This window comes from Paenibacillus cisolokensis, from assembly GCF_018403665.1.
GTDB lineage: Bacteria > Bacillota > Bacilli > Paenibacillales > Paenibacillaceae > Paenibacillus_AH > Paenibacillus_AH cisolokensis.
On sequence record NZ_BOVJ01000061.1, the window covers coordinates 9,868 to 34,722 of the forward strand.

Sequence of the window (24,855 nt, forward strand, 5' to 3'; positions counted from 1 at the left end):
ATAATGGAATTGAATTGCGTCCTGGCCGACCAAAGAAAATCGTTATCACTATATAAAAATATTAAATTGCCATTCGTTTTTCGGAAGTGATAAAATTATGATCATGACTCTTGGTCCCGGGTGTTATGAATTCCGGAATGATACGGGTTGTCTGGCAAGATTTTCCGATCCGATTTTCATTTTATAATGAATCGTTCCGGTTTTAAAGAATAATATCCAATTTTACCAACTAGAGAGGTGCTGCGATGAAACAGACATTTACGGGATTGCCGCATAAGCAAGGCTTATACGACCCGCAGTTCGAAAAAGATGCCTGCGGGATGGGATTCGTGGCCAATATTAAAGGAAGAAAGTCGCACCAGATCGTCCGCCAGGCGCTGACGTTGCTGGAAAATATGGAGCATCGCGGCGGACAGGGAAGCGAGCCGAATTCCGGCGACGGAGCCGGCATTATGCTGCAAATTCCCCATGCCTTTTTCGCCCGGGAGCTGGGCAAACTCGGTCTTGAATTGCCGGAAGAAGGCGCCTATGCCGTCGGCATGCTGTTCCTGCCGCAGGACGAGGAGCTTCGCGCCGCTCACGAAAGCCAACTGGAGGCGATCGTTCGCGAAGAAGGCCAGACGCTGATCGGCTGGCGCGACGTGCCGACCGACGACACCACGCTCGGCCGCACGGCCAAGGAAGCCAAACCGTTCGTGCGCCAGGTGTTCATCGGCCGTTCCGCGGAACTTGCGGAGGAGCTCGCGTTCGAACGCAAGCTGTACGTCATCCGCAAGCGCGCCGAGCAGGCGATCCGTTATTCGGGCGCTCCGGGGGGAGACAGCTTCTATATCGCCAGCCTTTCCTCGAAGAAGATCGTGTACAAAGGGATGCTGACGACCGAGCAGGTTCGCGCTTTCTACACCGACCTGAGCGACGAGTCGGTTGTAACCGCGATCGCGCTCGTGCATTCCCGGTTCAGCACGAATACGTTCCCGAGCTGGGAGCGCGCTCACCCGTACCGTTATCTTATTCACAACGGCGAGATCAATACGCTGCGCGGCAATGTGAATTGGATGCATGCCCGCCAGACCTTGTTCGCGAGCGAAGTGTTCGGCGAAGATCTGATGAAAGTGCTGCCGGTCATCAACCCTGACGGCTCGGATACGGCGATGTTCGACAATACGCTGGAGTTTCTGTATCTGGCCGGCCGTTCGCTGCCGCACGCGGCGATGATGATGGTGCCGGAGCCTTGGGCCAACCACGAGAGCATGAGCGAGGAGAAGAAGGCGTTCTACGAATACCACAGCACGCTGATGGAACCGTGGGACGGACCTGCGGCGATGGCCTTTACCGACGGCACGCAGATCGGCGCGATGCTCGACCGCAACGGACTTCGTCCCGCCAGATACTACGTGACGAAGGACGACCATATTATTCTCGGCTCGGAGGCGGGCGCGGTCGATATTCCGCCGGAAAACATTCTGTACAAGGACCGTCTCCGTCCGGGACGGATGCTGCTCGTCGACACGAAAGAAGGGCGCATCGTATCGGACGAGGAGCTGAAGGCGCAAATTGTCAGCGAGCATCCGTACCGCGAGTGGCTTGACGAGCATCTGATCGGACTGGATGAATTGCCGGATGCGCCGGAGCTTCCGGAACCGAATCATGAGACGGTGCGGCAGCGCCAGCTGGCGTTCGGCTATACGTTCGAGGATTTGCGCAAAGTGCTGGAGCCGATGGCCGGAAGCGGCGTCGAGCCGATCGGTTCGATGGGCTACGACGCGCCGCTCGCCGTATTGTCGAAGCGGCCGCAGCGGCTGTACAACTACTTCAAGCAGCTGTTCGCGCAAGTGACGAACCCTCCGATCGACGCCATTCGCGAGGAGCTCGTCACGTCGACCGGCACGACGATCGGGCCGGAGCGCAACCTGCTGCAGCCGGAGCCGGAGAGCTGCCGCCATATCAAGCTGGCGACGCCGATTCTGTCCAACGAGGAATTCGCCAAGCTGCGGCATGTGCGCCGCCCGGGCTTCAAGGCGATCACGCTGCCGATCTTCTTCGCGGCGGCGGACGGCGAGGAAGGCTTGCGCTTCGCGCTGAATCAAATGTGCGAAGCGGCGGACCGGGTCATTGCCAAAGGGCACAACCTCATCATTCTGTCCGACCGCGGAGTCGACAAGGACAATGCGGCAATTCCGGCGCTGCTTGCCGTATCGGCGCTGCATCACCATCTGATCCGCCAGGGCACGCGGACGAAGGTCAGCCTGCTGCTGGAATCGGGCGAACCGCGGGAAGTGCATCACTTCGCGCTGCTGCTCGGATACGGCGCGAGCGCAATCAATCCGTATCTGGCGTTCGAAACGCTCGACGACATGATCAGAGAAGGTATGCTTCGCGGCGTTTCGCATGAGAAAGCGGTCAAAAACTATATCAAGGCGGCCACGAAAGGCGTCGTCAAAATATTGTCCAAAATGGGCATCTCGACCATTCAGTCGTACCGCGGCGCGCAAATCTTCGAAGCGGTCGGCTTGAGCCAGGAACTGATCGACAAGTACTTTACCTGGACGCCGTCCCGCATCGGCGGCATCGGCCTCGACGTCATCGCCGAAGAGACGCTCAAGCATCATTACCGCGCCTTCGCCGAGCAGGACGGCAAAGATATGGAGCTCGACTCCGGCGGCGAGTATCAGTGGCGCAATGACGGGGAGGACCATCTGTTCACCCCGCAGACGATCCATACGCTGCAGATGGCGCGCGCGCCAACGATTACAAGCTGTACAAGAAGTTTTCGGCGCTTGTGCAGGGCGAGGACAAGAAGCATCTGACGCTGCGCTCGCTATTGACGTTCAAGAAAGGACGCCAGCCGGTGCCGATCGAAGAGGTCGAACCGGTCGAATCGATCGTCAAACGCTTCAAGACCGGGGCGATGTCCTTCGGTTCGATCAGCAAGGAAGCGCACGAAAGCCTCGCGATCGCGATGAACCGACTCGGCGGCAAGTCGAATACGGGCGAGGGCGGGGAAGACCCGGCGCGCTTCGTGCCGGACGAGAACGGCGATTCCCGCCGCAGCGCCATCAAGCAGGTCGCTTCCGGTCGTTTCGGCGTCACGAGCAATTATTTGGTGAATGCGGATGAAATTCAGATCAAGATGGCGCAGGGCGCGAAGCCGGGCGAAGGCGGACAACTGCCGGGCCGCAAGGTGTACCCGTGGGTAGCCGAGGTGCGCGGTTCGACGCCGGGCGTCGGGCTCATCTCGCCGCCGCCGCATCACGATATTTATTCGATCGAGGATTTGGCGGAGCTGATTCACGATCTGAAGAATGCGAATCCGAAGGCCCGCATCAACGTCAAGCTCGTATCCGAGGTCGGCGTCGGCACGATCGCGGCCGGCGTAGCCAAAGGGCGCGCCGACGTCATCGTGATCAGCGGCTACGACGGCGGTACGGGTGCTTCTCCGATGGCCTCGATTCGTCACGCGGGCCTGCCGTGGGAGCTCGGCTTGGCCGAGACGCATCAGACGCTGATGCTCAACAATTTGCGCGACCGCGTCGTCCTCGAGACGGACGGCAAAATGATGACCGGACGCGATGTCGCGATCGCCGCTCTGCTGGGCGCGGAAGAATACGGCTTCTCGACCGCTCCGCTGATCGTGCTCGGCTGCGTGATGATGCGGGTATGCCAGCTGGATACTTGTCCGGTCGGCGTCGCAACGCAAAATCCGGAGCTGCGCAAGAAGTTTATGGGCGATCCGGCCCATGTTGTCAACTATATGCGGTTTATTGCGCAAGAGCTGCGCGAAGTGATGGCGGAGCTCGGCTTCCGGACGTTGAACGAGATGATCGGCAGGGTCGATCTGCTCGAAACGAAGCAGCTTATCGACCATTACAAAGCGAAAGGGCTCGACCTCAGCCCGATTCTGCATGTGCCGGACGTGCCGGCCGATGCGCCGCGCCGCAGCGTGCGGGAGCAGAATCACGGGCTGGAGCAGTCCCTCGACATGGAGAAGCTGCTGCCGCTTGCGCGCAAAGCGCTGGAAAACGGCGAACGCGTCGAGGCGACATTGCCGATTACGAACGTCAACCGGGTTGTCGGCACGATTCTCGGCAGCGAAGTTACCCGCCGGTACGGGGCGAAAGGATTGCCGGAAGATACGATCCGCTTCCACTTCGTCGGCACGGCCGGACAGAGCTTCGGAGCGTTCCTGCCAAGCGGAATTACGCTGTCGGTTGAAGGCGACACCAACGACTATATCGGCAAAGGCCTGTCCGGCGGCAAGCTGATTGTTGCGCCCTCGCCGAAGGCGACGTTCGCAGCGGAAGAGAACGTCATTATCGGCAATACGGCATTCTACGGCGCGACGAGCGGCGAAGCGTATATCCGCGGCATCGCGGGCGAGCGTTTCGCGGTCCGGAACAGCGGCGCGAAGGTCGTTGTCGAGGGCGTCGGCGATCATGGCTGCGAATATATGACCGGCGGACGCGTGGTCATCCTCGGCCGTACCGGACGCAACTTCGCGGCAGGCATGTCCGGCGGCATCGCCTACGTACTGGACGAAGCGGGCGACTTCTACCGCCGTTGCAACATCGAGATGGTGCTGCTGGAGCGGCTGGAAGACGAACGCGACATCCAGGAACTGCGCCAGATGATCGAACGCCATGTTTCCTATACGGGAAGCGTTCCGGGCATGCGGGTGCTGGACAATTGGGACGTTGCCCTGCGGCAGTTCGTGAAAGTCATTCCGAAGGATTACAAACGGATGCTCGAACAGATCCGCAAGGTGGAAGATGCCGGTCTTCAAGGCCAGGAAGCCCTGCTCGCCGCTTTCGAAGCCAATATGAAGGAACTGGCGCGCATTGGCGGAAATTGATTGAACGATATAAGGAAGAGGTCTCCGGACACCGGGCATGGTGGCGGAGACCTCTTTTTGTAATAATGATAGCGATAGATCAGAGGGGGTGTCGAACAATCAACAAGACCGCGTCGTGCTCGCGGCACGCTCCCGGCGGTCATCAAACTTTCCGCTTCGCGCGGTCGCTCGGCTGGGAAAACCATTCTTCAGGCCATCTGTCCTCCGGAATGCCGATTTGCATCAGCACATCTCGGATATCAAGTTTCCGCGACTTCGGACTCAGGCGAAGCTCGGCTTTTCTGTTCTCGTCTTTTTTCGTTCCGTCATTTTTCTTCAAAGCTCGATCCCACTCCTACATTTGCTATTTCCATGGGCTGTTATTCTTTGGAAACAATAATCCCATTATACCGGACGATTTTTAAGAATTCTGTCGTACTGTGAGGGACTATATTTAATTTATTGTTCTGTTTTTGTCGAATTGCGACTAAAGTCGCATGTTAATTCCGAGTTGCGAAAAATAAAGCCCGCCAAACAGGCGGGCTGCTATTATGAATAATGGCTTGTGGTTGCCTCGTCCAACGGAGAGTAGAAACTTGACTAATTCATCATCCGTTCGGCGCGTATGAATGCGATGAAACGCCGGGCTTCATCGCGCGTCAATTGCCTTCCGTCTACAGTGAGTGTGAATTTGTTTAACAATTCGTCGTCGGACAGCTCGAGCTGATCGACAAATTCTTTCACATCTTCATGAAGGACGGAGTTTGGATTATTCGTTCGACCAACCAAATAATCTATGGTTACACCGTACAAATCCGCGAACTTAGCCAAAGTTTCCGTATCCGGCTCTCTCCGGTTTTTTCGTAGTGGGACAATGCGGCTCTGGATATTCCGAGCAGTGTTGCGGTCTGCTCTTGGGTCCATTTCCGTTGCTCCCTCAACTTCGCGATACGAGTACCGATGTCCATCCTTCTCCTCCTAACTTTCTATATATCCAATATTAATACGGAAACGCTTTTAATGCATTGTTTGCAACAAAACGTCGCAATTCTTGAAAACGAGTATGAAAATCTCTTGACATGTTACGTTTTGTATCGTAAAGTTGGAAGTGCCGAAGATACAAATTGTATCGGAAGATGTCTTTATTATTATATGCCCGAACGTTCGTTTTTAGACATATTGTCGGATAACCCCGCCTGGAGGTGAAACATGACCGTTTATAGACGAAAAACGGACTCCGGCCGTGAGACTGTTCGGTTAAGGCTGACCGATACGAAGCTTGCCGATCTGACAATCCGGGAAGTGAAAGGCGAACCGGTGACGGCGAAATGCTGCAAAGTTTTAATTCACAAGATTGCTCCCGACGGCCTGAGTTTTTTGACTTACTTGCGGTTTCCCGTGTCCCGCGATTATAAGCTGCAAATCTGTCTCTCGCTTTCCGGACAGCCGATTCAGGCCGGCGGCCAGGTCATATCACGCAAAAAGCAAGAAAATCTGTATCTGTACGACTTGCTGTTTGTCGACTTGTCATTATCGAAGCTTGCTCTTGTCAGACTCCTGAACGAGACGTTGATTCGGCAGTCGCCTCGCCAAGCCCGGATACACCAGATGTACCGCCGGATGAGCCGGTGACGAAATTGAAACGGTAACGGGAGGATCGATTTGTGGAACTCAAAGCGTATTTCAAAATGATCTGGAACAGAAAATGGATGATTGCCGTCATCGTCACCTTAACCTGCATCGCCGTCGGCGTTAAAAGCTATTTTTTACCGTACCGGTGTATCAGGCTTCGTCCAGGCTGATCGTCAATCAGTCTGTCGAGGCGGCAAACGGTGTCCGATATATGGATCTTACTCAAATTCGCTCGAACATTACCCTGATTAAAACCTACATCGAAATCATCAAGTCGTCGGCCATTATGGACATCGTCGCCTCTTCTCATCCCGAACTCGGGCTTACCTCCGAGCAGTTGTCTTCGGCCATACGTGTCAGTGCGGCGAATGATTCGCAAGTGATGAACTTGACGATGACGAGCGTATCCTATGAGCGGGCTGCCCAAGCGGTGAATGCCGTGGCCAAAGTTTTCCAGGAAAACATATCCCAAATTATGAATGTCGATAATGTCACCGTACTCGATGAAGCGAAGGTGGACGGCGTCACCCCAGTTCCCGTAAACAGCAGTCCGATATTCAGCATCGTGATCAGCTTCCTGGTCTCGCTTGGCATCGCGATCGGCGTCGCGCTCTTTATCGATTATTTGGACGATACGATCAAGAACGAAGCCGATATCGAGCAATTGCTCGGGCTTCCCGCGATTGCGTTCATTCCCCGATTTGACAGGGGCGACTTGAAGGCCAAAAAATCGACAGCTTCTTCTACTAATCAGCAAGTAGGTGATCCCGGTTATGTCCCGGCAAAACAGTGAAGCCAATCTGGTGACATTCGTCAACCCGAACTCCCCGATTTCGGAAGCTTACCGGACGCTTCGGACCAATATTCAATTCTCCTCCATCGATCATCCGGTGCAGGTCATCATGTGCGCTTCGGCGCAAAGCGGAGAAGGCAAGACGACGACGATTTCCAATCTGGCCGTCACGTATGCGCACGAAGGGAAGAACGTGCTGCTTATCGATGCGGATTTGCGAAAACCGACGCTGCACAACGTATTCGTCACCAGCAACCGGGTCGGGCTCTCGAATCTGATCGCCGGACAATGCGCGCTGCCGGAAGTGACGGTCGAAACCCGGATCGATCATTTATCGGTCATTCCCTCGGGGCCGGTGCCGCCGAATCCGTCCGAACTGCTCGGCTCGCAGCGGATGCGGGCGATCATGAAGGACATCCGCAGCCGGTACGACATCATTTTATTGGATACCCCCCCTGTACTTGCCGTGCCGGACAGCTTGATCGTTTCTTCATTAAGCGACGGCGTCATTATGGTCGTACAGGCGGGCAAAGTGAAAAGCGATATGGTCCGGAAGGCGAAAGCCGGCCTGGAGCATGCGAAGGCCCGTATTCTCGGTGTCGTCTTAAATAGGATTAAACGAAACGAGAACGCGCAATTCATCCGTTACTACGGCTCGAAGTAGCGGCTTCGCGCAGGTAAAGTCTACTGTACCTTTATCACTGTAGGCACTCGGTCACGCTGTGGGTTTGCCGACCTTAGACGTTTATCGTCGAGGGTGTGACGTGAGGGAGGGTTGAATGCCCGATAAAAACGCCAGTTATGCCGTCTTCCGCAGAAGACTTCATAACTGGCGTTTTTAAGTATAAAGAATAGGGTGAGAGAAATGAAAAAATCCGTAAGGCGATCATCCCGGCAGCCGGACTGGGAACCCGTTTCTTGCCTGCCACGAAGGCGATGCCCAAAGAAATGCTCCCGATCGTCGACAAGCCGACCATTCAGTACATCGTGGAGGAAGCGATCGAATCCGGCATCGAGGACATCATTATCGTAACGGGCAAAGGTAAACGGGCGATCGAGGACCACTTCGACGTGGCGTTCGAGCTCGAGCATACGCTTCACGAGAAAGGGAAATACGAGCTGCTCCGGGAGGTTCGCCGCTCCTCGCATGTAGACATCCACTATATCAGACAGAAAGAAGCGAAAGGACTTGGCCATGCCGTATGGTGCGCCCGCAACTTTATCGGCCAGGAGCCGTTCGCCGTCCTTCTCGGAGACGACATTGTGCAGGCGGAAATTCCTTGTACCCGGCAACTGATCGAGCAATTCGGGAAGGTCGGGCGATCGGTCATCGGCGTGCAGCAGGTGCCGTCCGAGCAGACCTATCGCTACGGCATTATCGACCCGCTGCTGATCGACGGCCGTCTTGTCGAAGTGAATCGGTTTGTGGAAAAACCGGCCGTCGGCGAAGCTCCTTCCAATCTCGCCATTATGGGACGCTACGTGCTGGAGCCCGAAATTTTCGATTACTTGAGCGCGATGAAGCCTGGAGCCGGCGATGAGGTGCAGCTGACCGACGCCATCCAGCAATTGAATGAAGACCGCGGAGTCTATGCTTACGAATTTGAAGGCACCCGCTACGATGTCGGCGAGAAGCTCGGATTTATCCTTACGACGCTTGACTTTGCGCTGCGCAACGAAGAGCTGCGCGACCAGCTGCTGTCGGCGCTTGATCAGCGGTTGAACAAGGAAAGAGTCGTATCCACGATTTCCGTAAGAGGTGGGCTGCGATGAGTCTGACTCATCCCAACGACAGGGAAGCCGTTTTGACGGCAGGCGAAATACATACGGGAAGCGCATCTGTTTCGGCCCGGTTGACCGTATACCGGTTCTGCAAAAGATCGATCGATATCGTCGGCGCTTGTAGCGGCATCATCCTTCTGTCTCCTTTATTTGTTGTCATTGCGCTATGGATCAAGCTCGAGGACCCGAAAGGCAGCATTCTTTTCCGTCAGGTCCGTGTCGGCAAGAACGGCAAACCTTTCCGCATGTACAAATTCCGCTCCATGGTCGCGGATGCGGAGGAACAGCTTCAGCAGCTGCTGGAACAGAATGAAATCAGCGGCGCGATGTTCAAGATGAGGAACGATCCCCGGATTACGCGCGTCGGCCGCTTCATTCGCCGAACGAGCATCGACGAGCTGCCCCAGCTGGTGAACGTGTTGAAAGGGGACATGAGCCTTGTCGGACCGAGACCGCCGCTGCCGCGCGAGGTGGCTGAGTACAGTTACCGCGACCGGCTGCGTCTGGCCGTTACGCCCGGATGTACCGGACTTTGGCAGGTCGGGGGAAGAAACCGTCTCAGCTTCGCGGAAATGGTGGAGCTCGATCTGAAATATATCGAATCGCGAAGCTTGTGGCTCGATTTCAAAATTTTGCTGAAAACGGTCAAGGTGCTGTTCGGCTCCAATGACGCATTTTAAAAAATCAGCCGTATATCGAGGTGCTCAAATGGAAAAGCATTCGTGCATATATGTGGCCGGCCATCGCGGGCTGGTCGGTTCGGCCATCACGCGGGCATTGCGGCGGAACGGCTATGAAAAGATCGTCACCCGCACCCGTTCCGAGCTTGACCTTCGGGACAGAACCGCGTCGACCAATTTTTGCGGAGCGGAAAATCGACTACGTGTTTCTCGCCGCGGCCAAAGTCGGCGGCATTGTGGCGAACAACGAATCCCCCGCCGACTTCATTCGGGACAACTTGCTCATCCAGACGAATGTGATCGACGCCGCGTATCGGGCGGGCGTTAAGAAGCTGCTTTTTCTCGGCTCGACCTGCATCTACCCGAAGTACGCGCCGCAGCCGCTTAAGGAGCAATATTTGCTTACGGGCGAATTGGAGCCGACGAACGAGCCTTACGCAGTCGCCAAAATCGCCGGCATCGTCATGTGCCAGTCGTACAACCGGCAGTACGGAACCCGGTTTATAGCGGCGATGCCGACCAATATGTACGGGCCGAACGACAACTTCGATCTGAAGACGTCGCATGTGCTGCCCGCACTGATCCGCAAATTTCACGAGGCCAAGACAAACGGGCATCCCTATGTAGAGGTATGGGGAACAGGCTCTCCGCGCCGCGAGTTTCTCCATGCGGACGATCTGGCTGACGCCTGCCTGTTTCTGATGAAGCATTATGAAGAGAACGAGATCGTCAATATCGGCGTCGGCCAGGACATCTCGATTCGGGAGCTGGCGGAATTGATCAGAAGCATTGTCGGTTATGACGGCCGTATTGTCTATAACCCGTCAGCGCCGGACGGCACGCCGCGCAAGCTCGTCGACGTGACGAAAATCCGGTCGATGGGATGGTCGGCCCGCATTTCGCTGCAGGACGGCATCCGGTCGGTGTACGAGGCGTTTCGGGAAAATTATACGATTCGAGCTTGAATAAACGGATCGAGTGGAGGAAATCGGATGAAAAACGCATTGATTACAGGCGTGACCGGCCAGGACGGATCGTATCTGGCCGAATTTTTGCTGGAGAAAGGCTATACGGTATACGGATTGAGGCGCCGCACGAGTACGCCGAATTATGAAAATGTGCAGCATATTAAAGACCGGATTCGCTGGATATCCGGCGATCTGACGGATCTGGCATCGCTGATCGAAGCGGTGCGATCCGCCGATCCGGATGAAGTATACAATTTGGCGGCGCAGTCGTTCGTCGCCAGTTCGTGGCCGCAGCCGCTGGCGACCGGACAGATGACGGCGCTGTCGGTCACGAACATGCTCGAGGCGGTCCGGATCGCAAAGCCGGGCGCCCGATTCTACCAGGCATCCAGCAGCGAAATGTTCGGGAAAGTCGTCGAGACGCCGCAGAAGGAGACGACCCCTTTCTACCCGCGCAGTCCGTACGGCGTAGCCAAAGTGTACGGCCACTGGATTACGGTCAACTACCGGGAAAGCTTCGGCATGTTCGCCTGCTCCGGCATTCTGTTCAACCACGAATCGCCCAGGCGGGGGCTCGAATTTGTAACGCGCAAAGTATCGGACGGCGTTGCCCGCATCAAGCTGGGGCTTGCGAACGAGCTGCGGATGGGCAACCTGGATGCGCTGCGCGACTGGGGCTTCGCCGGCGACTACGTCAAGGCGATGTGGCTGATGCTGCAGCAGGACGAGCCGGACGACTACGTTATCGCGACCGGCGAGATGCATTCGGTACGCGAGTTGCTGGAGATCGCCTTCTCCTATGTCGGGCTGGACTATCGGGATTATGTCGTGATCGATCCGGAGTTCGTCCGTCCGGCAGAGGTCGACCTGCTGCTCGGCGACTGCTCGAAGGCGAAAGAGAAGCTGGGCTGGTCGCTGGATGTCGGATTCAGGGAGCTGGTGCATATGATGGTGGATGCGGATTTGAAGCGGGTAAAGGCGGAACAGAACATGCAGTATGCATGAATGAAGGCTGACGGATGTTGAAGTACATAAAACGTTTAACCGGTTCGCTGCAAAACAATCGATCCTTCAACAATGTGGCATACAGTCTGCTCGCGTATTTGATATCTCCGATTATGATCTTGGTCACGACGCCGCTGCTGCTTCATTATTTGGGTGCGGCCGAGTACGGGATTTGGATATTGATTCAATCCGTGATCAGCGTACTGGGCATTTCCAACTTCGGAATCGGCAGCGCGTTAATCAAGATCGGTGCCGAATGGGTAGACTCCGATCCCGAACGGTTCGATGCGCTGATCCATGCAGGGTTTACGTTGTCGCTTCTGGTATCGTGCGTGATGAACGTTATCGTTTGGACATTCGGGGCGGATCTGGTTCGCCTATTCGCGTCCCCCGATCAGCAGGAGTCCTTCATACGTTTCATCTATTTCGCGGGAGCCATTACCGGTCTCAGAGTCATAAGCGGCGTCTTTTCCGCGGCGTACATGTCGAAGCAGCGATACGATCTGAACAGCAAGGTGAACATGATCGTTAATTTCATATCTTCCATTGCCTTTGCGTTGCTGGCCTATTGGTACCGGTCTTTGAATGCCATGATCGCGGCTTTGCTGATTTTTTCCGTTGCATTGGTTGCCGTCAATTATTTCGTTGCCAAGCGAACGGTTCCGGGATTCCGGATCAGGCTGCGCCTGGAACGGACCGTGTTGCGAAAATTGTGCAGCTACAGCATATTTTCCTGGCTCCAGGTCATCATTACCGCTTTCAACACCCAGGCCGACAAATTGATCGTCGGCGGCTTGCTCGGCTCGAAGGCTTTAGCCTATTACACCATCTGCATACAGCTGGCCATTAAAATTCATGAAGTGCCGGCTGCTGCCGGCGGTTTTTTGTTGGCGCGATTCAGCTCGTTATATGAAAACAAACAATTCGGGGAAATGAAAAAGCTGTATCAGAAATCGCAGCGATTCGCAGCCGCATTCATTTTATTGGCGGGCGCATTTATGTTTGCAGGCTCCCATTTCATATTAAAGCTTTGGATCGGCCCCGAATTTGCCGACCAGCATGCGGGATTGCTTCAACTTCTTGCAGTTGCCGTTTCGTTGGGGGCGCTCGGCGTGATCCCGTATTACGGTTTGAACGGTACCGGATATGTCAGGCTGAATACGTTTTTCACGTTGTCGATGTCGCTGATCAGTTGCGCTGCCTATTTCATGCTCATGCCCGTTATAGGGTTAACGGCCGCTTTTTGGGGAAGAATTCTGGCTTTTCCTTTGGTCGCGGCGTCCGTATGGGTGATTTATCAAAAGGTTTTGCGGCCGGATCGTTCGGAGACAGCTATTGCGTACTTGAAAGATCTTCCGGATTGAAGTTAGGGGATCGTGAAAGAAGCAGGTGTTGCATATGAGACAGCGTCTGGTTAACTACAAGCTGTTATTATCGTTGATTGCCGTTATCTTCTCGTGTTCGATTTCGTTGTACCTTGAACATATTATTTCGTTGGCCGACGATAATGCCAAAATCAAACATTTGGCAATCATGTTGTTCGTCATTAATTGCATTCCTTTTGTAATCCTTTTTTATAAGAAAAGGATTGATTTTTTTAATCCTCTTTTTATATTTGCAGCAGCCTTTTTTGTCTTTTTTCCGTTGCGAATCGTATACATTATCTGGAATAACGATTATGCCTTTATGGATATGATTCAAGCGAACCGGAATGTGATGGATGAAGTGCTGCTTGTTCTCATCTTCAGTCTATTGTTTTTATACGCGGGATATTGTTCGAGATTGGATGCCTTTGTCATGAAGCTGCTGCTTCGATTCAAGAGTATAGCACGTATTTTTAAAACTCCATTTCAGATTGCCGCACACTCACGATTTATCAATCGGTATTCGAATGTTTTGGTTTTTTGGCGATATTGGGGTTTGTTGTATTTTCCGTAAAACAAGGCAGCTTTATGATCGGAAGAGGAGCCACTAGATTGGCAGGTGAAAATGCTTATATTTATTTATCTATAAACTTGTTGATTCCAGGCATACTGTTGAAATTTATTTATGCGCAGGAAACGGGAAAAAAATGTTCGCTGTTTTGATCCTGTTTATTGCGGCATGTTATTTATTTATGGTCCTGGGAGGAAGATATCGGCTCGTGATGTTGCTGATATCATTCTGCATTCTGTTATTTCATTATTACAAAATCCGGTTAGGCCGTTTCTTCATGATCGCGGCAAGCGTTGGTTTCGTGTATTTGATTTCAGTAATCGGAGCAAGTCGCGGCAATTTGTATCTGGGTTCTGCCGTCGATCTCAATTTCCGCCCGGAAACGATCCGGCATAATTTTTTGTCGTCAACAGGAGACCTCAATATTTTTGATACTTTTGTAAAGGTATACGAGGGGATACCTGAACTTCTGAATTATCAGTACGGGGCAACTTTTGCTTCGCTATTTATCCAGCCGATCCCGAGATCCATTTTTCCCGAGAAGCCCGTTTATGCCTCTACTATGATAATGGAGCATTTGATACCGGAATTTCATGAGAAGGGAATCGGTTTTGCGGGATCTATTTTGGCTGATTTTATGCTTAATTTTGGGGTTTTGGGCATTTTTATAGGCATGATGACGATCGGGGTATTATTAAAGGTTGTTGAAAATTTTCGGCAATATCATATTCAGGGAGTTCTATTTTATTCCGTAACCTTGAGCGTGATACCCTTTTATACAAGGGGCGAATTTGTAGGCACTTCCGTTTGGTATCTGATCGTCCTTTTGCCTTCGATGCTTGTCTTTTATTTGATGTCAAAACCTAACGTTACGAATAATTGAACGGGAGTTAAAGATGGAACGGATACTTCTTTTCGATACCATTAACAGCGGTCACCGTTTGCGTTACAATGTCGCATTGCTCGAGGGGATTTCTTCCTCGTTCGAAACGGCCTATGTTTCGACGGCTCATCCGCAAATCCGCGCGCAATTGCAGCAATTAAACATTCCGTATCATATCTTAACGACCGCTTTTAAACATTACCTGATGCATGACCTTTCCCTGTTCGTCCAGATGCTTATGTATGCCGTCAGGAAAAATATAAACAAATCCATATCGCGTCTTTGGACAGCTTGCTAATCGCGCTCTCGCTGTTTTCCCCGGTACTCTATTTGCTTCGTTTCAAAATTACCGGCACACTTCATTGGTATCCGCATCGCAAATCCAAAGCCTGGCTTCTCAAGTTTCTCATCCAGGCCAAAATTATAAACAAAATGGTGGTGCACGGGGATTTTATGAAAGAACTGATCGTGCAAAAACATGGGGAAGCCGCAGCCGGTCGGGTTTTTGCCATTCCATATCCGCATTTGCATGACAAGGAACAGCACGAAGACGGGCATGGCCGTTCCGAAGCGTCGGAGCTGATGGATGACGCCCGGTATGCCAGACCTTTTCTGCTTGCATTCGGAGGCTTGCGTCATGATAAAGGACTGGATCTGCTGCTTGAGGCGATAGAACCGTTGGGAAGTCAACCTTTCACCCTTTTTATTGTCGGGAAAGAAGAAGACTTCGGCCAAGCCGACATCGAACGTTTTCTCCGGCAGAATCCATCGTTTCGGGAAAAGATCGTTTATAAGACCGAATATATTGCCGATCGTGAAGTCGCTCCGTTCTTTAAGCTTTGCGACGCTGTCATTCTCCCTTACCGGAAAGTTTTTACCGGACAAAGCGGTCCTTTCACCGAAGGGGTTGCCAACGGCAAATGGATTATCGGCCCGGACCACGGTGAAATTGGTTACACGATTCGGGAATATCGCTTGGGCTATACGTTCGAGGCTGAAGATGTGAAAGATTTGACGAAAAAATAACAACGTTTATCGCGTTAACCCGAAATCATGACGGCGACCGAAGCGAAACGCGAAGACATACCTATTTGCAGCAAATCAGTCCGGCTTCTTTTGTAAAAAATTATCATCATTTCTTTATGGCTCTATGAGGAGGATACGGCTCCCAATCAGGAAAGGAAGGAGGCGGCGGGATTGAAAGTCATTCTTTCCTCTAATATCCACCACTATAATTATACGGCCAAGTCTCTGGACCGTATGGGGCTGCTGGACAAGTATATAACGGGAAGCCAGTTTCCGAGGCCCCGAAAATTTTTCCGTTTCTTCCCGGGCAGCTACCGCAAATATTTGGAGCATCAGGTGGATTCCGGCCTAAACCCCAATAAAGTGGAGTCCATGTGGATGCTGGAGCTTGCTTATAAAATGGCGCTCCGCATGTTTGGCCGCAACAAGGAATTCATCGTGAATCTTCACAATGCGATCTTTGATTATAAAGCCAGCCGCAAGCTGGACCGCTGTGACTGTTTTCATTTTGTCAGCAGCATCGGTTATCGTTCGGCCAAGAAGAGCAAGCGCGGAGGCGCGAAAATCATTGTCGATGACCGGGCGCAGCATCCGGTTTATCTGGAGACGATTCTGGAGGAAGAGTTCCGTCTGCTTGACTTGAAAGGCGACTATCGTGTGCCCCGTAGAGACGCCCTGCTGAAAGAATATGAGATCGGGGATTACTTTATCGTGCCGTCCGGCTTTTCCAAAAGAACGTTCGTGCAATATGGAATCGATGAGAAGAGGGTTTATGTCGTTCCTTACGGATTCAACAGGGGGAGCTTTTATCCCATGCCCAAAAAGGACGATGTGTTCCGAGTCATATTTGTCGGGCAAATTACGCCGCGCAAAGGTTTTGTTTATTTGCTGGATGCTTTCAAGCGGCTGCCGGTTCATAATACGGAACTGGTGATGATCGGAAAAGTGGACCCGCTCGTCAAACATCTGATGGAAAATCTTCCGGTCAATGTCGTCCATTACGAGTATGTCCCCAATTACGAGCTGGTCGAATATTATGCCAATTCCAGCGTATTCGTATTGCCGTCGATATCCGATGCGTTTTCACTTGTCGTTCTCGAAGCAATGGGGACCGGCCTGCCCGTCATCGTCTCCGAAAACGTAGGAGCGGCCGATGTGGTGGAAGAGGGGAAGGACGGTTTTGTCGTGCCGATCCGAAACGCTGCGGCGATCCGGGACAAGCTGCAATTGCTGTATGACGATCGTTCGCTTCGCGAACGAATGAGCCGAAACAGCCTGGCAAAAGCGAAGGCGTACACGTGGGACCGGTATATGAACGAATTGCAGCAGGTATACCGTCATATTCAGGAGCAAATAAGGTGATGCCATGAAAAAGATCGTTCTGCTGACCAACACGATCGCCCCTTATCGCATACCTGTCCTGAACAAGCTGAACCGCATTCCGGATTATCAATTGAAGGTGTGGTATCTGGAGGAGCGGGAGAAGAACAGGCACTGGAAGATTGAGCGGGACGAAATCGAATACGAATACGAATGTTTGCCGGGACTGCACGCTTTTATCCAGCGCTTGGATATGGGCGTGCATTGGAATCCCGGCATTTTTTCAAGCTGATCCGGCATCGTCCGGACATCGTGATGACATCGGGATACGATTCGCTCGGTTATTGGGCCGCGCTTCTGTACAGCAAGATGTTCAGGAAGAAATTTGTGGTGTGGTGGGGGAGCACGCTGGCCAGCAGCCGGGTGAAAAACGAATGGGTCAACCGGATTCGCAGCTTTTTTTCCGTGCGGCGGATTCCTTTGTTACATATGGGACCGATTCGGCGGAATGCCTGAAGCATTACGGCGTAGAGGAACGTAAAATCGTGGTCGGATACAATACGGTCGATATTCGCTTTTTTCGCGACAAGTATAAGGAATACGTGCGGAGACGGGGAATTTCCCGCAATCGGGACGAACCGATGACGTTTTGTTTATCGGCCAGCTTATCGAGCGCAAAGGACTCGCATCGGTCATTCGATCGCTGCACGCGTTGAAAGAGAGAGAATGGCAGCTCCTCATCGTCGGTACCGGACCCGACGAAGCCGATCTGCGGCATCTGGTCGGAAGGCTGGAATTGGAAGCGCGTATCCGCTTCGAAGGTTACAAGCAGAAGGAAGAAGTCGTCCGCTATTTGATCGAGGCGGATTGTCTCGTTTTTCCTTCGCTGATCGAAGTGTGGGGACTTGTCGTCAACGAGGCGCTTGCAACCGATACGTTCGTGCTCGCTTCCAAGTATGCCGGCGCGACAACCGATATCATCGTGGACGGTCACAACGGCTTGATTATCGATCCGCTGGACGAAGAGAAGCTGACGAAGTCTTTCGAATGGATACTGGACCGCGCGGATTGGGTCCGGAGCGAACGCAGCCTCGGCTTGAAACTGTGGAGAAGGCTTCACCCGGAAAGTTACGCGAAGGCCGTTTCGACGGCCATCCGGAGGGCGCAGTCGCCGCAAGGAGAGACGATATGATCAACATTCTGTATATCCAACCGTACGCCAGTCATGTCGGCGGCGTCGATACCGTCCTGCTGCAGCTTGTGAAGGGATTGGACAAAAACGTATACCGGCCGTACGTCGTATTGCCGGCTCCGAGTCCGTATGTGGAAAAGTACGAGGAGGCCGGCGCGATCGTCTTGTTTTGCACGCTGGCCGTTTTCGGCAAACCGACAGATGTTCTTTACTATCCGCGGAATATGATCAAACTGATCCGGTCGATCGCGATGCTCCGCGATATTGTAAAGCGGTACGGCATCGATCTTATTCATTCGCATAAAATGGAGGTTCTTGGCGGCAATATCGTCGGAAAGCTGCTGGGCATTCCGACGCTGCAGACCGTCCACGAGCTTCCGCGGAAACCGCTCGCGGCATACAAATTCGTAGCGCTGCTGAACCATTTGTTCAATGACAAGATCATCGTGCTGTGCGAACGCAGCAAGGTCATGTTTCGATGGTGGAAGCATCGCTCGGGCAAGCTGGTCAAAATTTACAACGGCATCGAGCTGCCGGCCGAACCGTTCCCTTCCGACGATGCGTTGCGCAAGGAATTGGGGCTCGACCCGTCGGACAAAGTGGCCATCACCGTCGCCCGGTTGTCTCCAATGAAAGGCATCGAATATTTGCTCGAAGCGGCCCGTTCGTTAAAGTCGACGCATCCATGGCTGAAGATTGTCATTGCCGGAGACGTCGCGTTCGAATCGGAACGGGGCTACAAGGCGGAGCTGTTGGCGTTGAAACAGAAGGAACAGCTGGACAACGTATATTTTCTGGGGCTGCGGCGGGACGTTCCGAATTTGCTGCGGCAAGCGGACATATTCGTATTGCCTTCCGTGTACGATATTTTCCCGACCGTCGTGCTTGAGGCGATGAGCGCAGGGCTCCCGGTAGTGGCGACAGATGTGGGCGGGGTTCCCGAAATGGTCACGGAGCGTTCGGGAATCGTCGTTCCTCCCCGGAATGCGGAAGCGTTATGCCTGGCGATTGCGCGCATGGCCGAGTCGGATGCCGAACGGTTCGGCAGGGAAGGCAGACGGCTGGTGGAGACCCATTTTACGCGAGAGCGGTACATTTCGCAAACAACTGCCTTGTACGAGGAGCTGCTTGGAAAAGATGAAAAACAAAATTCGGCTTGATCAATATGACCAGAGCCACTACTCCAGAGGCCGAAGCGGTATGGTCGTGCTGCTGTGGTGGTTCGTTCAGGGAACGCTGTTTCGGTTCTCCTTGCACCCGATGTACAGCTGGCGCAATATGCTGCTCCGGCTGTTCGGAGCGAGCATCGGCCGCGGCGTGAAGGTGCGGCCGACAGCGCGCTTTACGTACCCCTGGAAAGTCGCGATCGGCGATCATTCCTGGATCGGCGATCACGTCGAGTTGTATAGTCTCGACCGTATCGAGATCGGGGAGCATTGCGTCATTTCCCAGCAAAGCTATATTTGCACCGGGACGCATAATATCCGCGATCCCCGGTTCGGGTTGGTGACGCGGCCGGTGCGGATCGGCGACGGCGCATGGGTAGCGAGCGGCGCCTTCGTATATCCCGGCGTTACGATCGGGCCGATGGCGGTCGTCGCCGCCCGCAGCACCGTTATACGCAACGTTCCGGCCAATGAGGTTCACGCCGGTTCCCCCGCCCAATATTTGCAGGACCGCTTCGCTCCGGTGAATCCGTCTGAGCCGAGGAAAGAGGTTCTCGTATGAAGCCGGGAATCGTGTTCGTCATCAATTACTTTTATCCGGATTACGCTTCGACCGGTCAGCTGATGACAGAGCTATGTCTGCATTTGCAGCGCGACTTCGACATTACCGTCATCGCTGCGCGGCCGGAGAACGGGACCGCCGGTCCGGAAGGCGGAAAGCGAATTGCCGAAAGCCGGCTGGAAGGAATCAAAATCCTTCATATTAAACTTCCGAAAGTGGATAAAACGAACAAGATCAGCAGGCTGCGGTATGTCGCCGCCTACTTTTTTATGCCGTGTACTTGCTGCTGCGGCAGAAGCGTCCCCAATTGATTTATACGATATCACAGCCGCCGATTCTCGGCGGGTTGATCGGCAGTATCGGCAAAGCGCTCAAGCGTTCGAAGCATATTTACAATATCCAGGACTTCAATCCCGAGCAGGCCGAGTCGATCGGCTTTATGAAGAACCGCTTCCTGTTCGCGGCGGCCCGTTGGCTCGATACGCTTAATTGCCGATATGCCGACCACATTATAACCGTCGGACAGGACATGAAGGAGACGCTGATCGGCCGTCTTCGCCGGGAGACGAATCATTATTCCGTCATCAACAACTGGACGAACGAGCAGGACATCATTCCGCTGCCGAAGGATCATCCCGGCGTGGCGGCTCTTATCCGCCGGCACGGCTGGGAAGGCAAGTTTATCGTCATGTATTCGGGCAATCTCGGCCTGTACTACGATCTTGAGAATTTGATTGCGATTACGCCTGCCTTCCGGCATTGCAAAGATCTGCTGTTCGTGTTTATCGGCGACGGCGCCGTCAAGAAGCGGATGGTTGATTATGTGCAAAAAAACGGAATGGAAGAGCAGGTCCGTTTTCTGCCGTTCTTGCCGAAGGAGGAGCTGAAGCATTCGCTGAACGCCGCCGATCTGCACCTCGTTGTGAACCAGAAGGGCATTAAAGGCGTGTCGGTGCCAAGTAAAATATACGGCGTCATGGCAGCAGGCAAGCCGATACTCGGCGTTCTGGAGCAAGGCAGCGAGGCAGAACGGCTGATCCATGAGAGCGGCTGCGGAGTTGTCGTCGAGCCTCAGGATTACGAAGCGGTCAAGCGGCGACTCGGCGAGCTGTATCGGACAGACCGGGACCGGCTTCGGCTGCTCGGCTTGCAAGGAAGATCGTATTTGGAAAAGCATTTGCGCCGGGATATTTCACTGGAGAAATACCGGAACTTGCTTTTATCGCTGCAAAAATAGAGAACATTCGATATTCGGGAGGGAACGGGATGAAACTCGTGCTGTTGTCCGGCGGGTCGGGGAAACGGCTGTGGCCGTTATCGAACGATGCGCGGTCCAAGCAATTTTTGAGGGTGCTGGAGAACGAAGACCGGGAAAGGGTGTCGATGGTGCAGCGGGTTTGGCGGCAGCTTGCCGTATCGGGATTGGCCGCATCCAGCTTTATCGCGACGAGCCGGTCGCAGATCGAGATGATGAAAAGCCAGGTCGGCCCCGATGTTCCGCTTATCATTGAGCCGGAGCGGCGGGATACCTTCCCCGCAGTCGCCCTGGCGTCCGCGTATCTGTATTCTCTCAAGGACGCCCCGCTCGATGAAACGGTTGTCGTGCTGCCGGTCGATCCGTTCGTTGAGAACCGGTTCTTCGATACCGTTCGACGTCTGGACGGCGTATTGTCCCGATCCGGGGCGGACCTGGCGCTGATCGGCGTTGCCCCGACATATCCGTCGGGCAAATACGGTTACATTGTCATCCGGCCGGAAGCGGATACCGCTTTGGAATATCGTCCGGTCGATCACTTTCGCGAGAAACCGACGGAAAGCGAGGCGGAGCGACTGCTGGAGATCGGCGCCTTATGGAATTGCGGCGTGTTCGCCTTCCGTCTCCGCTATATGATCGAGTGGCTGGAGCGAAACGGCTGGCCGATTCACTACGAAGAATTGGCGAGGCAATACCAGCTGCTGCCCAAAATCAGTTTCGACTATGAAGTCGTCGAGAAGTCGCGCCGTATCGTCGTCGTTCCCTACGACGGATATTGGAAAGACCTCGGAACGTGGAACACGCTGACCGAAGAGATGCCGAACCGGCTCATCGGCAAAGGCCGGATTGCGGACGACTGCCACAATACGCATCTCATCAACGAGACCGATATACCGGTCGCCATTCTCGGCTTATCGAACGTCGTCGTCGCCGCAAGTCCGGACGGCATACTCGTGACCGACAAGAGCGCAAGCCCCCGCATCAAGGATTTCATCGACGACAATCAGACGCCGATGTTTGAGGAGCGCGAATGGGGCTGGGTCAGAGTGCTGGATCATCAACGGTACGATGACGGGAGGATCGTCTTGACGAAACGGATCGGCCTGCAGGAAGGGAAGAATCTGGGGTACCGGATGTATCCGAACCGCGAGGAAGTATGGACGATCGTCAGGGGAGAGGGCGAATTTGTCCAGAACGGCAACTATATGCGGGTCAAGGCGGGCAACGTCCTTCATATTCCGACCAAGACGCTGCATTCGGTCAAGGCGTTGTCCGATCTGGAAATCATCGTCGTGCAGAGCGGCATCGCGGCCGAGCCGGACCATGCGGTCGAGCTGTACGATACGTGGGCGGATGTCGAAAAGCATTGCTTGAAAATATAACGCTTGGCAAGGACGGGGGAATGCGGCGATGAAATTGGCGGTTGTCGGTACGGGGTATGTCGGTCTTGTATCCGGAGTATGCTTTGCTCATTTGGGCCATCAGGTCGTTTGCGTCGACAAGCAGGAGGAGCGGATTGCCCGTCTGAACAGCGGGGAGGTCCCGATCTATGAACCAGGTCTCAAAGAGATGATGGATGCCTCTGCCGCCGCAGGCCGGCTTCGATTTACGACCGGTCTGCAAGAAGCTGTGCATCATGCGGACATCGTCATATTGGCGGTCGGCACCCCTTCGCTGCCGTCCGGCGAAGCCGACTTGTCGTTCATCGAGGCGGCTGCGAGAGAAATCGGGCAGGCGATGAACGGGTATAAAATTATCGTGACGAAAAGTACGGTGCCGGTCGGTACGAACGAGAAAGTAGCGGCCATTGTGGCCGCACATTCCGGTCATCCGTTCGCGGTCGCATCCGTGCCGGAATTTCTCCGGGAAGGGACGGCGGTTAAGGACACGCTGAATCCCGACCGGATCGTCATCGGAACGTCGGAGGAGGCGGTGGCGCAGCGGCTTGCCGAGCTGCATCGTCCGCTTACCGAGCATATTGTCGTGACCGATATTCGCAGCGCGGAAATGATCAAGTACGCTTCCAACGCATTTCTTGCGACTAAAATTTCCTTTATTAACGAGATCGCCAACATTTGCGAGAAGGTAGGAGCCGATGTGATGAGGGTGGCCGAAGGGATGGGCTACGACAAGCGCATCGGCTCCTCGTTTTGCGGCCGGGAATCGGCTACGGCGGGTCATGCTTTCCGAAGGATACGCAAGCGCTGATCCAAATCGCCGGACACGTCGATTACGAGTTCAAGCTGCTGAAATCGGTCGTGGAGGTGAACCGCGACCAGCGGTACAATGTGCTGCGCAAGCTGACCGAATATTTGGGCGAATTGCGCGGCGCCACAATTGCCGTGTGGGGGCTGGCGTTCAAGCCGGAAACCGACGATGTCCGGGAGTCGCCGGCATTCGAAATTATCGGGCGTCTTCTGGAAGCGGGAGCCGTCGTCCGGGCGTACGATCCGGTTGCGGCCGATAATTTCCGCAAAGGGCTGGAGCATCCGAATGCCGTCTATTGCAGCAGCGCGGCGGAAGCGGCGGCCGGGGCCGACGCCTTGTGCCTGCTGACGGAGTGGCGTGAATTCGCCGATTTTCCGCTCGACAAGCTGCAGGCGCTGTTGAGACAACCTTTGCTTATTGACGGGCGAAACGCGTTCGACGAAAGCGAGATCGCGAAGACGGGTCTGGTTTATTACGCCGTAGGCCGTCCGCGTCTGAACCGGGGCATCCGCGAGCAATCGCCGGCGCTCGCGTTCTGACCCGACCCAATCTGTTGATAAGGAGCCGTGACGATCATGAGGCGTCCGCTTGCCAAGCGCATCATGCTCATTTCCGGTATCGCGCTGCTGCTCATCCTTACGGCGTCGGCCGGATACGGCTGGTATCTGTATCGTTCCGTCGAGCAGACGGTCGTACGGATGTACGAACCGATCGAATCGGACGAACCCGATGCAGGGATCGGCAATCCGGAAGGCCGGAAGCGTCCGGAGCGTCTTCCCCTTGCGCAGCGGGATAAGGAGCAGCAGCCTTTTACGGTATTGATAATGGGGATAGATGAGCGTCCGGGCGACCCCGGGCGCTCCGATACGTTAATCGTGATCAGCGTCAATCCGGACAAGGAAGAGGCGCTTCTATTCAACATTCCGCGCGATACGAGAACCGAAATCGTCGGGAGGGGCGTGGCGGACAAAATCAATCATGCTCACGCCTTTGGCGGCGTGAAGATGACCGTGGAAACGGTGGAACGATTCCTGGACTATCCGATCGACTACTATATGAAAGTCAATATGGAAGGGTTCGTCGCGCTTATCGATTTGCTCGGCGGAGTGGAAGTGAACAATACGTTCGCTTTCGACAACTCCGGTTATCATTTCGATAAAGGGGTCATTCAGCTGCAGGGAGAAGAAGCGCTCTCCTTCTCGCGGATGCGGTATGAAGACCCGCGCGGCGACCTCGGGCGCAACGAGAGGCAGCGGGCCGTAATCCGGGCGATTATGGACAAGACGCTCACCTTCTCGAATGTGACGCAAGTGAACAAGGTGCTCGATCAGGTGGCCGGCTACGTCAAGACGAATATGACGTTCGACGAGATGAAAACCTTTTTGTTTCACTACCGTCCCCGCATCAAAACGATAAGCTCGACCGAGATCAAGGGAAGCGGGACCCGAATCGGCGGGATTTATTACTACCAGGTCGACGGCGCGGAGCGGGACCGGATTCACAAGCTTCTGGCCGAGCATCAGACAGGCGGCGACGGCTAGACGGACGGCCGGTCGTTCGGCGGGCATAAACGCCGGCGCCCTTACATAATAGTGAACAAGCTTGTTTCACTATAGGAGG

Annotated in this window: 19 protein-coding genes and 5 pseudogenes; 22 read left to right on the forward strand and 2 right to left on the reverse strand. The window is 54.2% G+C overall.

Features of this window, described 5'->3' with window-relative positions:
- The first annotated feature begins 245 nt into the window (after positions 1-245).
- A pseudogene (gene gltB / locus PACILC2_RS08665) lies at positions 246-4,849 on the forward strand (glutamate synthase large subunit).
- 142 nt (positions 4,850-4,991) lie between these two features.
- Here the strand turns inward: gltB and PACILC2_RS08670 are convergent.
- Positions 4,992-5,168: a hypothetical protein gene (locus tag PACILC2_RS08670; RefSeq protein WP_213528565.1), complete on the reverse strand. Its 177-nt coding sequence runs from the start codon at positions 5,166-5,168 to the stop codon at positions 4,992-4,994.
- 260 nt (positions 5,169-5,428) lie between these two features.
- Positions 5,429-5,796 (reverse strand): annotated as a pseudogene (locus PACILC2_RS08675) (helix-turn-helix domain-containing protein).
- Between the two features lie 241 nt (positions 5,797-6,037).
- Between PACILC2_RS08675 and PACILC2_RS08680 the strand changes: the two are divergent.
- The 21 genes and pseudogenes from PACILC2_RS08680 to PACILC2_RS08780 all read left to right on the forward strand — a co-directional run bounded on the left by PACILC2_RS08680 (position 6,038) and on the right by PACILC2_RS08780 (position 24,776).
- Entirely contained in the window at positions 6,038-6,460 is a 423-nt protein-coding gene (locus tag PACILC2_RS08680) for a hypothetical protein (protein ID WP_062495509.1), read from the forward strand.
- A 32-nt stretch (positions 6,461-6,492) separates the two neighbouring features.
- Positions 6,493-6,630, forward strand: a complete 138-nt coding sequence (locus PACILC2_RS08685) for a hypothetical protein (protein WP_213528566.1) — start codon at positions 6,493-6,495, stop codon at positions 6,628-6,630.
- 41 nt (positions 6,631-6,671) lie between these two features.
- Positions 6,672-7,253, forward strand: a complete 582-nt coding sequence (locus tag PACILC2_RS08690) for a YveK family protein (RefSeq protein WP_213528567.1) — start codon at positions 6,672-6,674, stop codon at positions 7,251-7,253.
- Positions 7,234-7,917 (forward strand): CpsD/CapB family tyrosine-protein kinase, encoded by a 684-nt coding sequence (locus PACILC2_RS08695; RefSeq protein WP_213528568.1) that lies wholly within the window; start codon positions 7,234-7,236, stop codon positions 7,915-7,917. Before PACILC2_RS08690 ends, PACILC2_RS08695 begins: the two co-directional genes overlap by 20 nt.
- 209 nt (positions 7,918-8,126) lie before the next feature.
- Positions 8,127-9,026 carry a UTP--glucose-1-phosphate uridylyltransferase GalU gene (gene galU / locus PACILC2_RS08700; RefSeq protein WP_213528579.1) on the forward strand — a complete coding sequence of 300 codons (900 nt, stop codon included), beginning with the start codon at positions 8,127-8,129 and terminating at the stop codon, positions 9,024-9,026.
- Positions 9,023-9,715 carry a sugar transferase gene (locus tag PACILC2_RS08705; protein ID WP_213528569.1) on the forward strand — a complete coding sequence of 231 codons (693 nt, stop codon included), beginning with the start codon at positions 9,023-9,025 and terminating at the stop codon, positions 9,713-9,715. The genes galU and PACILC2_RS08705 overlap by 4 nt, the downstream gene beginning before the upstream one ends.
- Before the next feature lie 28 nt (positions 9,716-9,743).
- A pseudogene (locus PACILC2_RS08710) lies at positions 9,744-10,680 on the forward strand (GDP-L-fucose synthase family protein).
- A gap of 27 nt (positions 10,681-10,707) precedes the next feature.
- Complete coding sequence (gene gmd, locus PACILC2_RS08715) at positions 10,708-11,688, forward strand: GDP-mannose 4,6-dehydratase (protein WP_062495497.1); 981 nt, start codon at positions 10,708-10,710, stop codon at positions 11,686-11,688.
- A 14-nt stretch (positions 11,689-11,702) separates the two neighbouring features.
- Positions 11,703-13,052, forward strand: a complete 1,350-nt coding sequence (locus PACILC2_RS08720; protein WP_213528570.1) for a lipopolysaccharide biosynthesis protein — start codon at positions 11,703-11,705, stop codon at positions 13,050-13,052.
- A gap of 677 nt (positions 13,053-13,729) precedes the next feature.
- On the forward strand, positions 13,730-14,506 hold the full coding sequence (gene wzy / locus PACILC2_RS08725; protein WP_280515294.1) for an O-antigen polysaccharide polymerase Wzy: 777 nt from the start codon (positions 13,730-13,732) through the stop codon (positions 14,504-14,506).
- Positions 14,507-14,788: 282 nt separating this feature from the next.
- Entirely contained in the window at positions 14,789-15,532 is a 744-nt protein-coding gene (locus PACILC2_RS08730; RefSeq protein WP_213528572.1) for a glycosyltransferase, read from the forward strand.
- A 171-nt stretch (positions 15,533-15,703) separates the two neighbouring features.
- Positions 15,704-16,894: a glycosyltransferase family 4 protein gene (locus PACILC2_RS08735; RefSeq protein ID WP_213528573.1), complete on the forward strand. Its 1,191-nt coding sequence runs from the start codon at positions 15,704-15,706 to the stop codon at positions 16,892-16,894.
- A 4-nt stretch (positions 16,895-16,898) separates the two neighbouring features.
- Positions 16,899-17,144 (forward strand): hypothetical protein, encoded by a 246-nt coding sequence (locus tag PACILC2_RS08740; RefSeq protein WP_213528574.1) that lies wholly within the window; start codon positions 16,899-16,901, stop codon positions 17,142-17,144.
- Positions 17,117-17,368 carry a hypothetical protein gene (locus tag PACILC2_RS08745; protein ID WP_213528575.1) on the forward strand — a complete coding sequence of 84 codons (252 nt, stop codon included), beginning with the start codon at positions 17,117-17,119 and terminating at the stop codon, positions 17,366-17,368. The genes PACILC2_RS08740 and PACILC2_RS08745 overlap by 28 nt, the downstream gene beginning before the upstream one ends.
- Before the next feature lie 82 nt (positions 17,369-17,450).
- Positions 17,451-18,044, forward strand: a complete 594-nt coding sequence (locus tag PACILC2_RS08750) for a glycosyltransferase (protein ID WP_372447088.1) — start codon at positions 17,451-17,453, stop codon at positions 18,042-18,044.
- Positions 18,041-19,204 carry a glycosyltransferase family 4 protein gene (locus PACILC2_RS08755; RefSeq protein ID WP_062495485.1) on the forward strand — a complete coding sequence of 388 codons (1,164 nt, stop codon included), beginning with the start codon at positions 18,041-18,043 and terminating at the stop codon, positions 19,202-19,204. Before PACILC2_RS08750 ends, PACILC2_RS08755 begins: the two co-directional genes overlap by 4 nt.
- Positions 19,182-19,772, forward strand: coding sequence for a WcaF family extracellular polysaccharide biosynthesis acetyltransferase (locus tag PACILC2_RS08760; protein ID WP_062495483.1), 591 nt, complete (start codon positions 19,182-19,184; stop codon positions 19,770-19,772). The genes PACILC2_RS08755 and PACILC2_RS08760 overlap by 23 nt, the downstream gene beginning before the upstream one ends.
- Positions 19,769-21,009 (forward strand): annotated as a pseudogene (locus PACILC2_RS08765) (glycosyltransferase family 4 protein). Before PACILC2_RS08760 ends, PACILC2_RS08765 begins: the two are co-directional and overlap by 4 nt.
- A gap of 29 nt (positions 21,010-21,038) precedes the next feature.
- Complete coding sequence (locus PACILC2_RS08770; protein ID WP_062495479.1) at positions 21,039-22,409, forward strand: sugar phosphate nucleotidyltransferase; 1,371 nt, start codon at positions 21,039-21,041, stop codon at positions 22,407-22,409.
- Positions 22,410-22,437: 28 nt separating this feature from the next.
- A pseudogene (locus PACILC2_RS08775) lies at positions 22,438-23,774 on the forward strand (UDP-glucose dehydrogenase family protein).
- A gap of 36 nt (positions 23,775-23,810) precedes the next feature.
- Complete coding sequence (locus tag PACILC2_RS08780; RefSeq protein ID WP_213528577.1) at positions 23,811-24,776, forward strand: LCP family glycopolymer transferase; 966 nt, start codon at positions 23,811-23,813, stop codon at positions 24,774-24,776.
- Positions 24,777-24,855 lie beyond the last annotated feature (79 nt).

Excerpts from the sequence above, each read along its gene's own strand:
- PACILC2_RS08695 (WP_213528568.1), top strand. The coding sequence starts at position 7,234 with ATGTCCCGGCAAAACAGTGAAGCCAATCTGGTGACATTCGTCAACCCG.
- PACILC2_RS08740 (WP_213528574.1), top strand. The coding sequence starts at position 16,899 with ATGAAAAAGATCGTTCTGCTGACCAACACGATCGCCCCTTATCGCATA.
- PACILC2_RS08690 (WP_213528567.1), top strand. The coding sequence starts at position 6,672 with ATGGATCTTACTCAAATTCGCTCGAACATTACCCTGATTAAAACCTAC.
- PACILC2_RS08755 (WP_062495485.1), top strand. The coding sequence starts at position 18,041 with ATGATCAACATTCTGTATATCCAACCGTACGCCAGTCATGTCGGCGGC.
- PACILC2_RS08770 (WP_062495479.1), top strand. The coding sequence starts at position 21,039 with ATGAAACTCGTGCTGTTGTCCGGCGGGTCGGGGAAACGGCTGTGGCCG.
- PACILC2_RS08720 (WP_213528570.1), top strand. The coding sequence starts at position 11,703 with ATGTTGAAGTACATAAAACGTTTAACCGGTTCGCTGCAAAACAATCGA.
- PACILC2_RS08680 (WP_062495509.1), top strand. The coding sequence starts at position 6,038 with ATGACCGTTTATAGACGAAAAACGGACTCCGGCCGTGAGACTGTTCGG.
- PACILC2_RS08760 (WP_062495483.1), top strand. The coding sequence starts at position 19,182 with ATGAAAAACAAAATTCGGCTTGATCAATATGACCAGAGCCACTACTCC.
- PACILC2_RS08705 (WP_213528569.1), top strand. The coding sequence starts at position 9,023 with ATGAGTCTGACTCATCCCAACGACAGGGAAGCCGTTTTGACGGCAGGC.
- gmd (WP_062495497.1), top strand. The coding sequence starts at position 10,708 with ATGAAAAACGCATTGATTACAGGCGTGACCGGCCAGGACGGATCGTAT.
- PACILC2_RS08780 (WP_213528577.1), top strand. The coding sequence starts at position 23,811 with ATGAGGCGTCCGCTTGCCAAGCGCATCATGCTCATTTCCGGTATCGCG.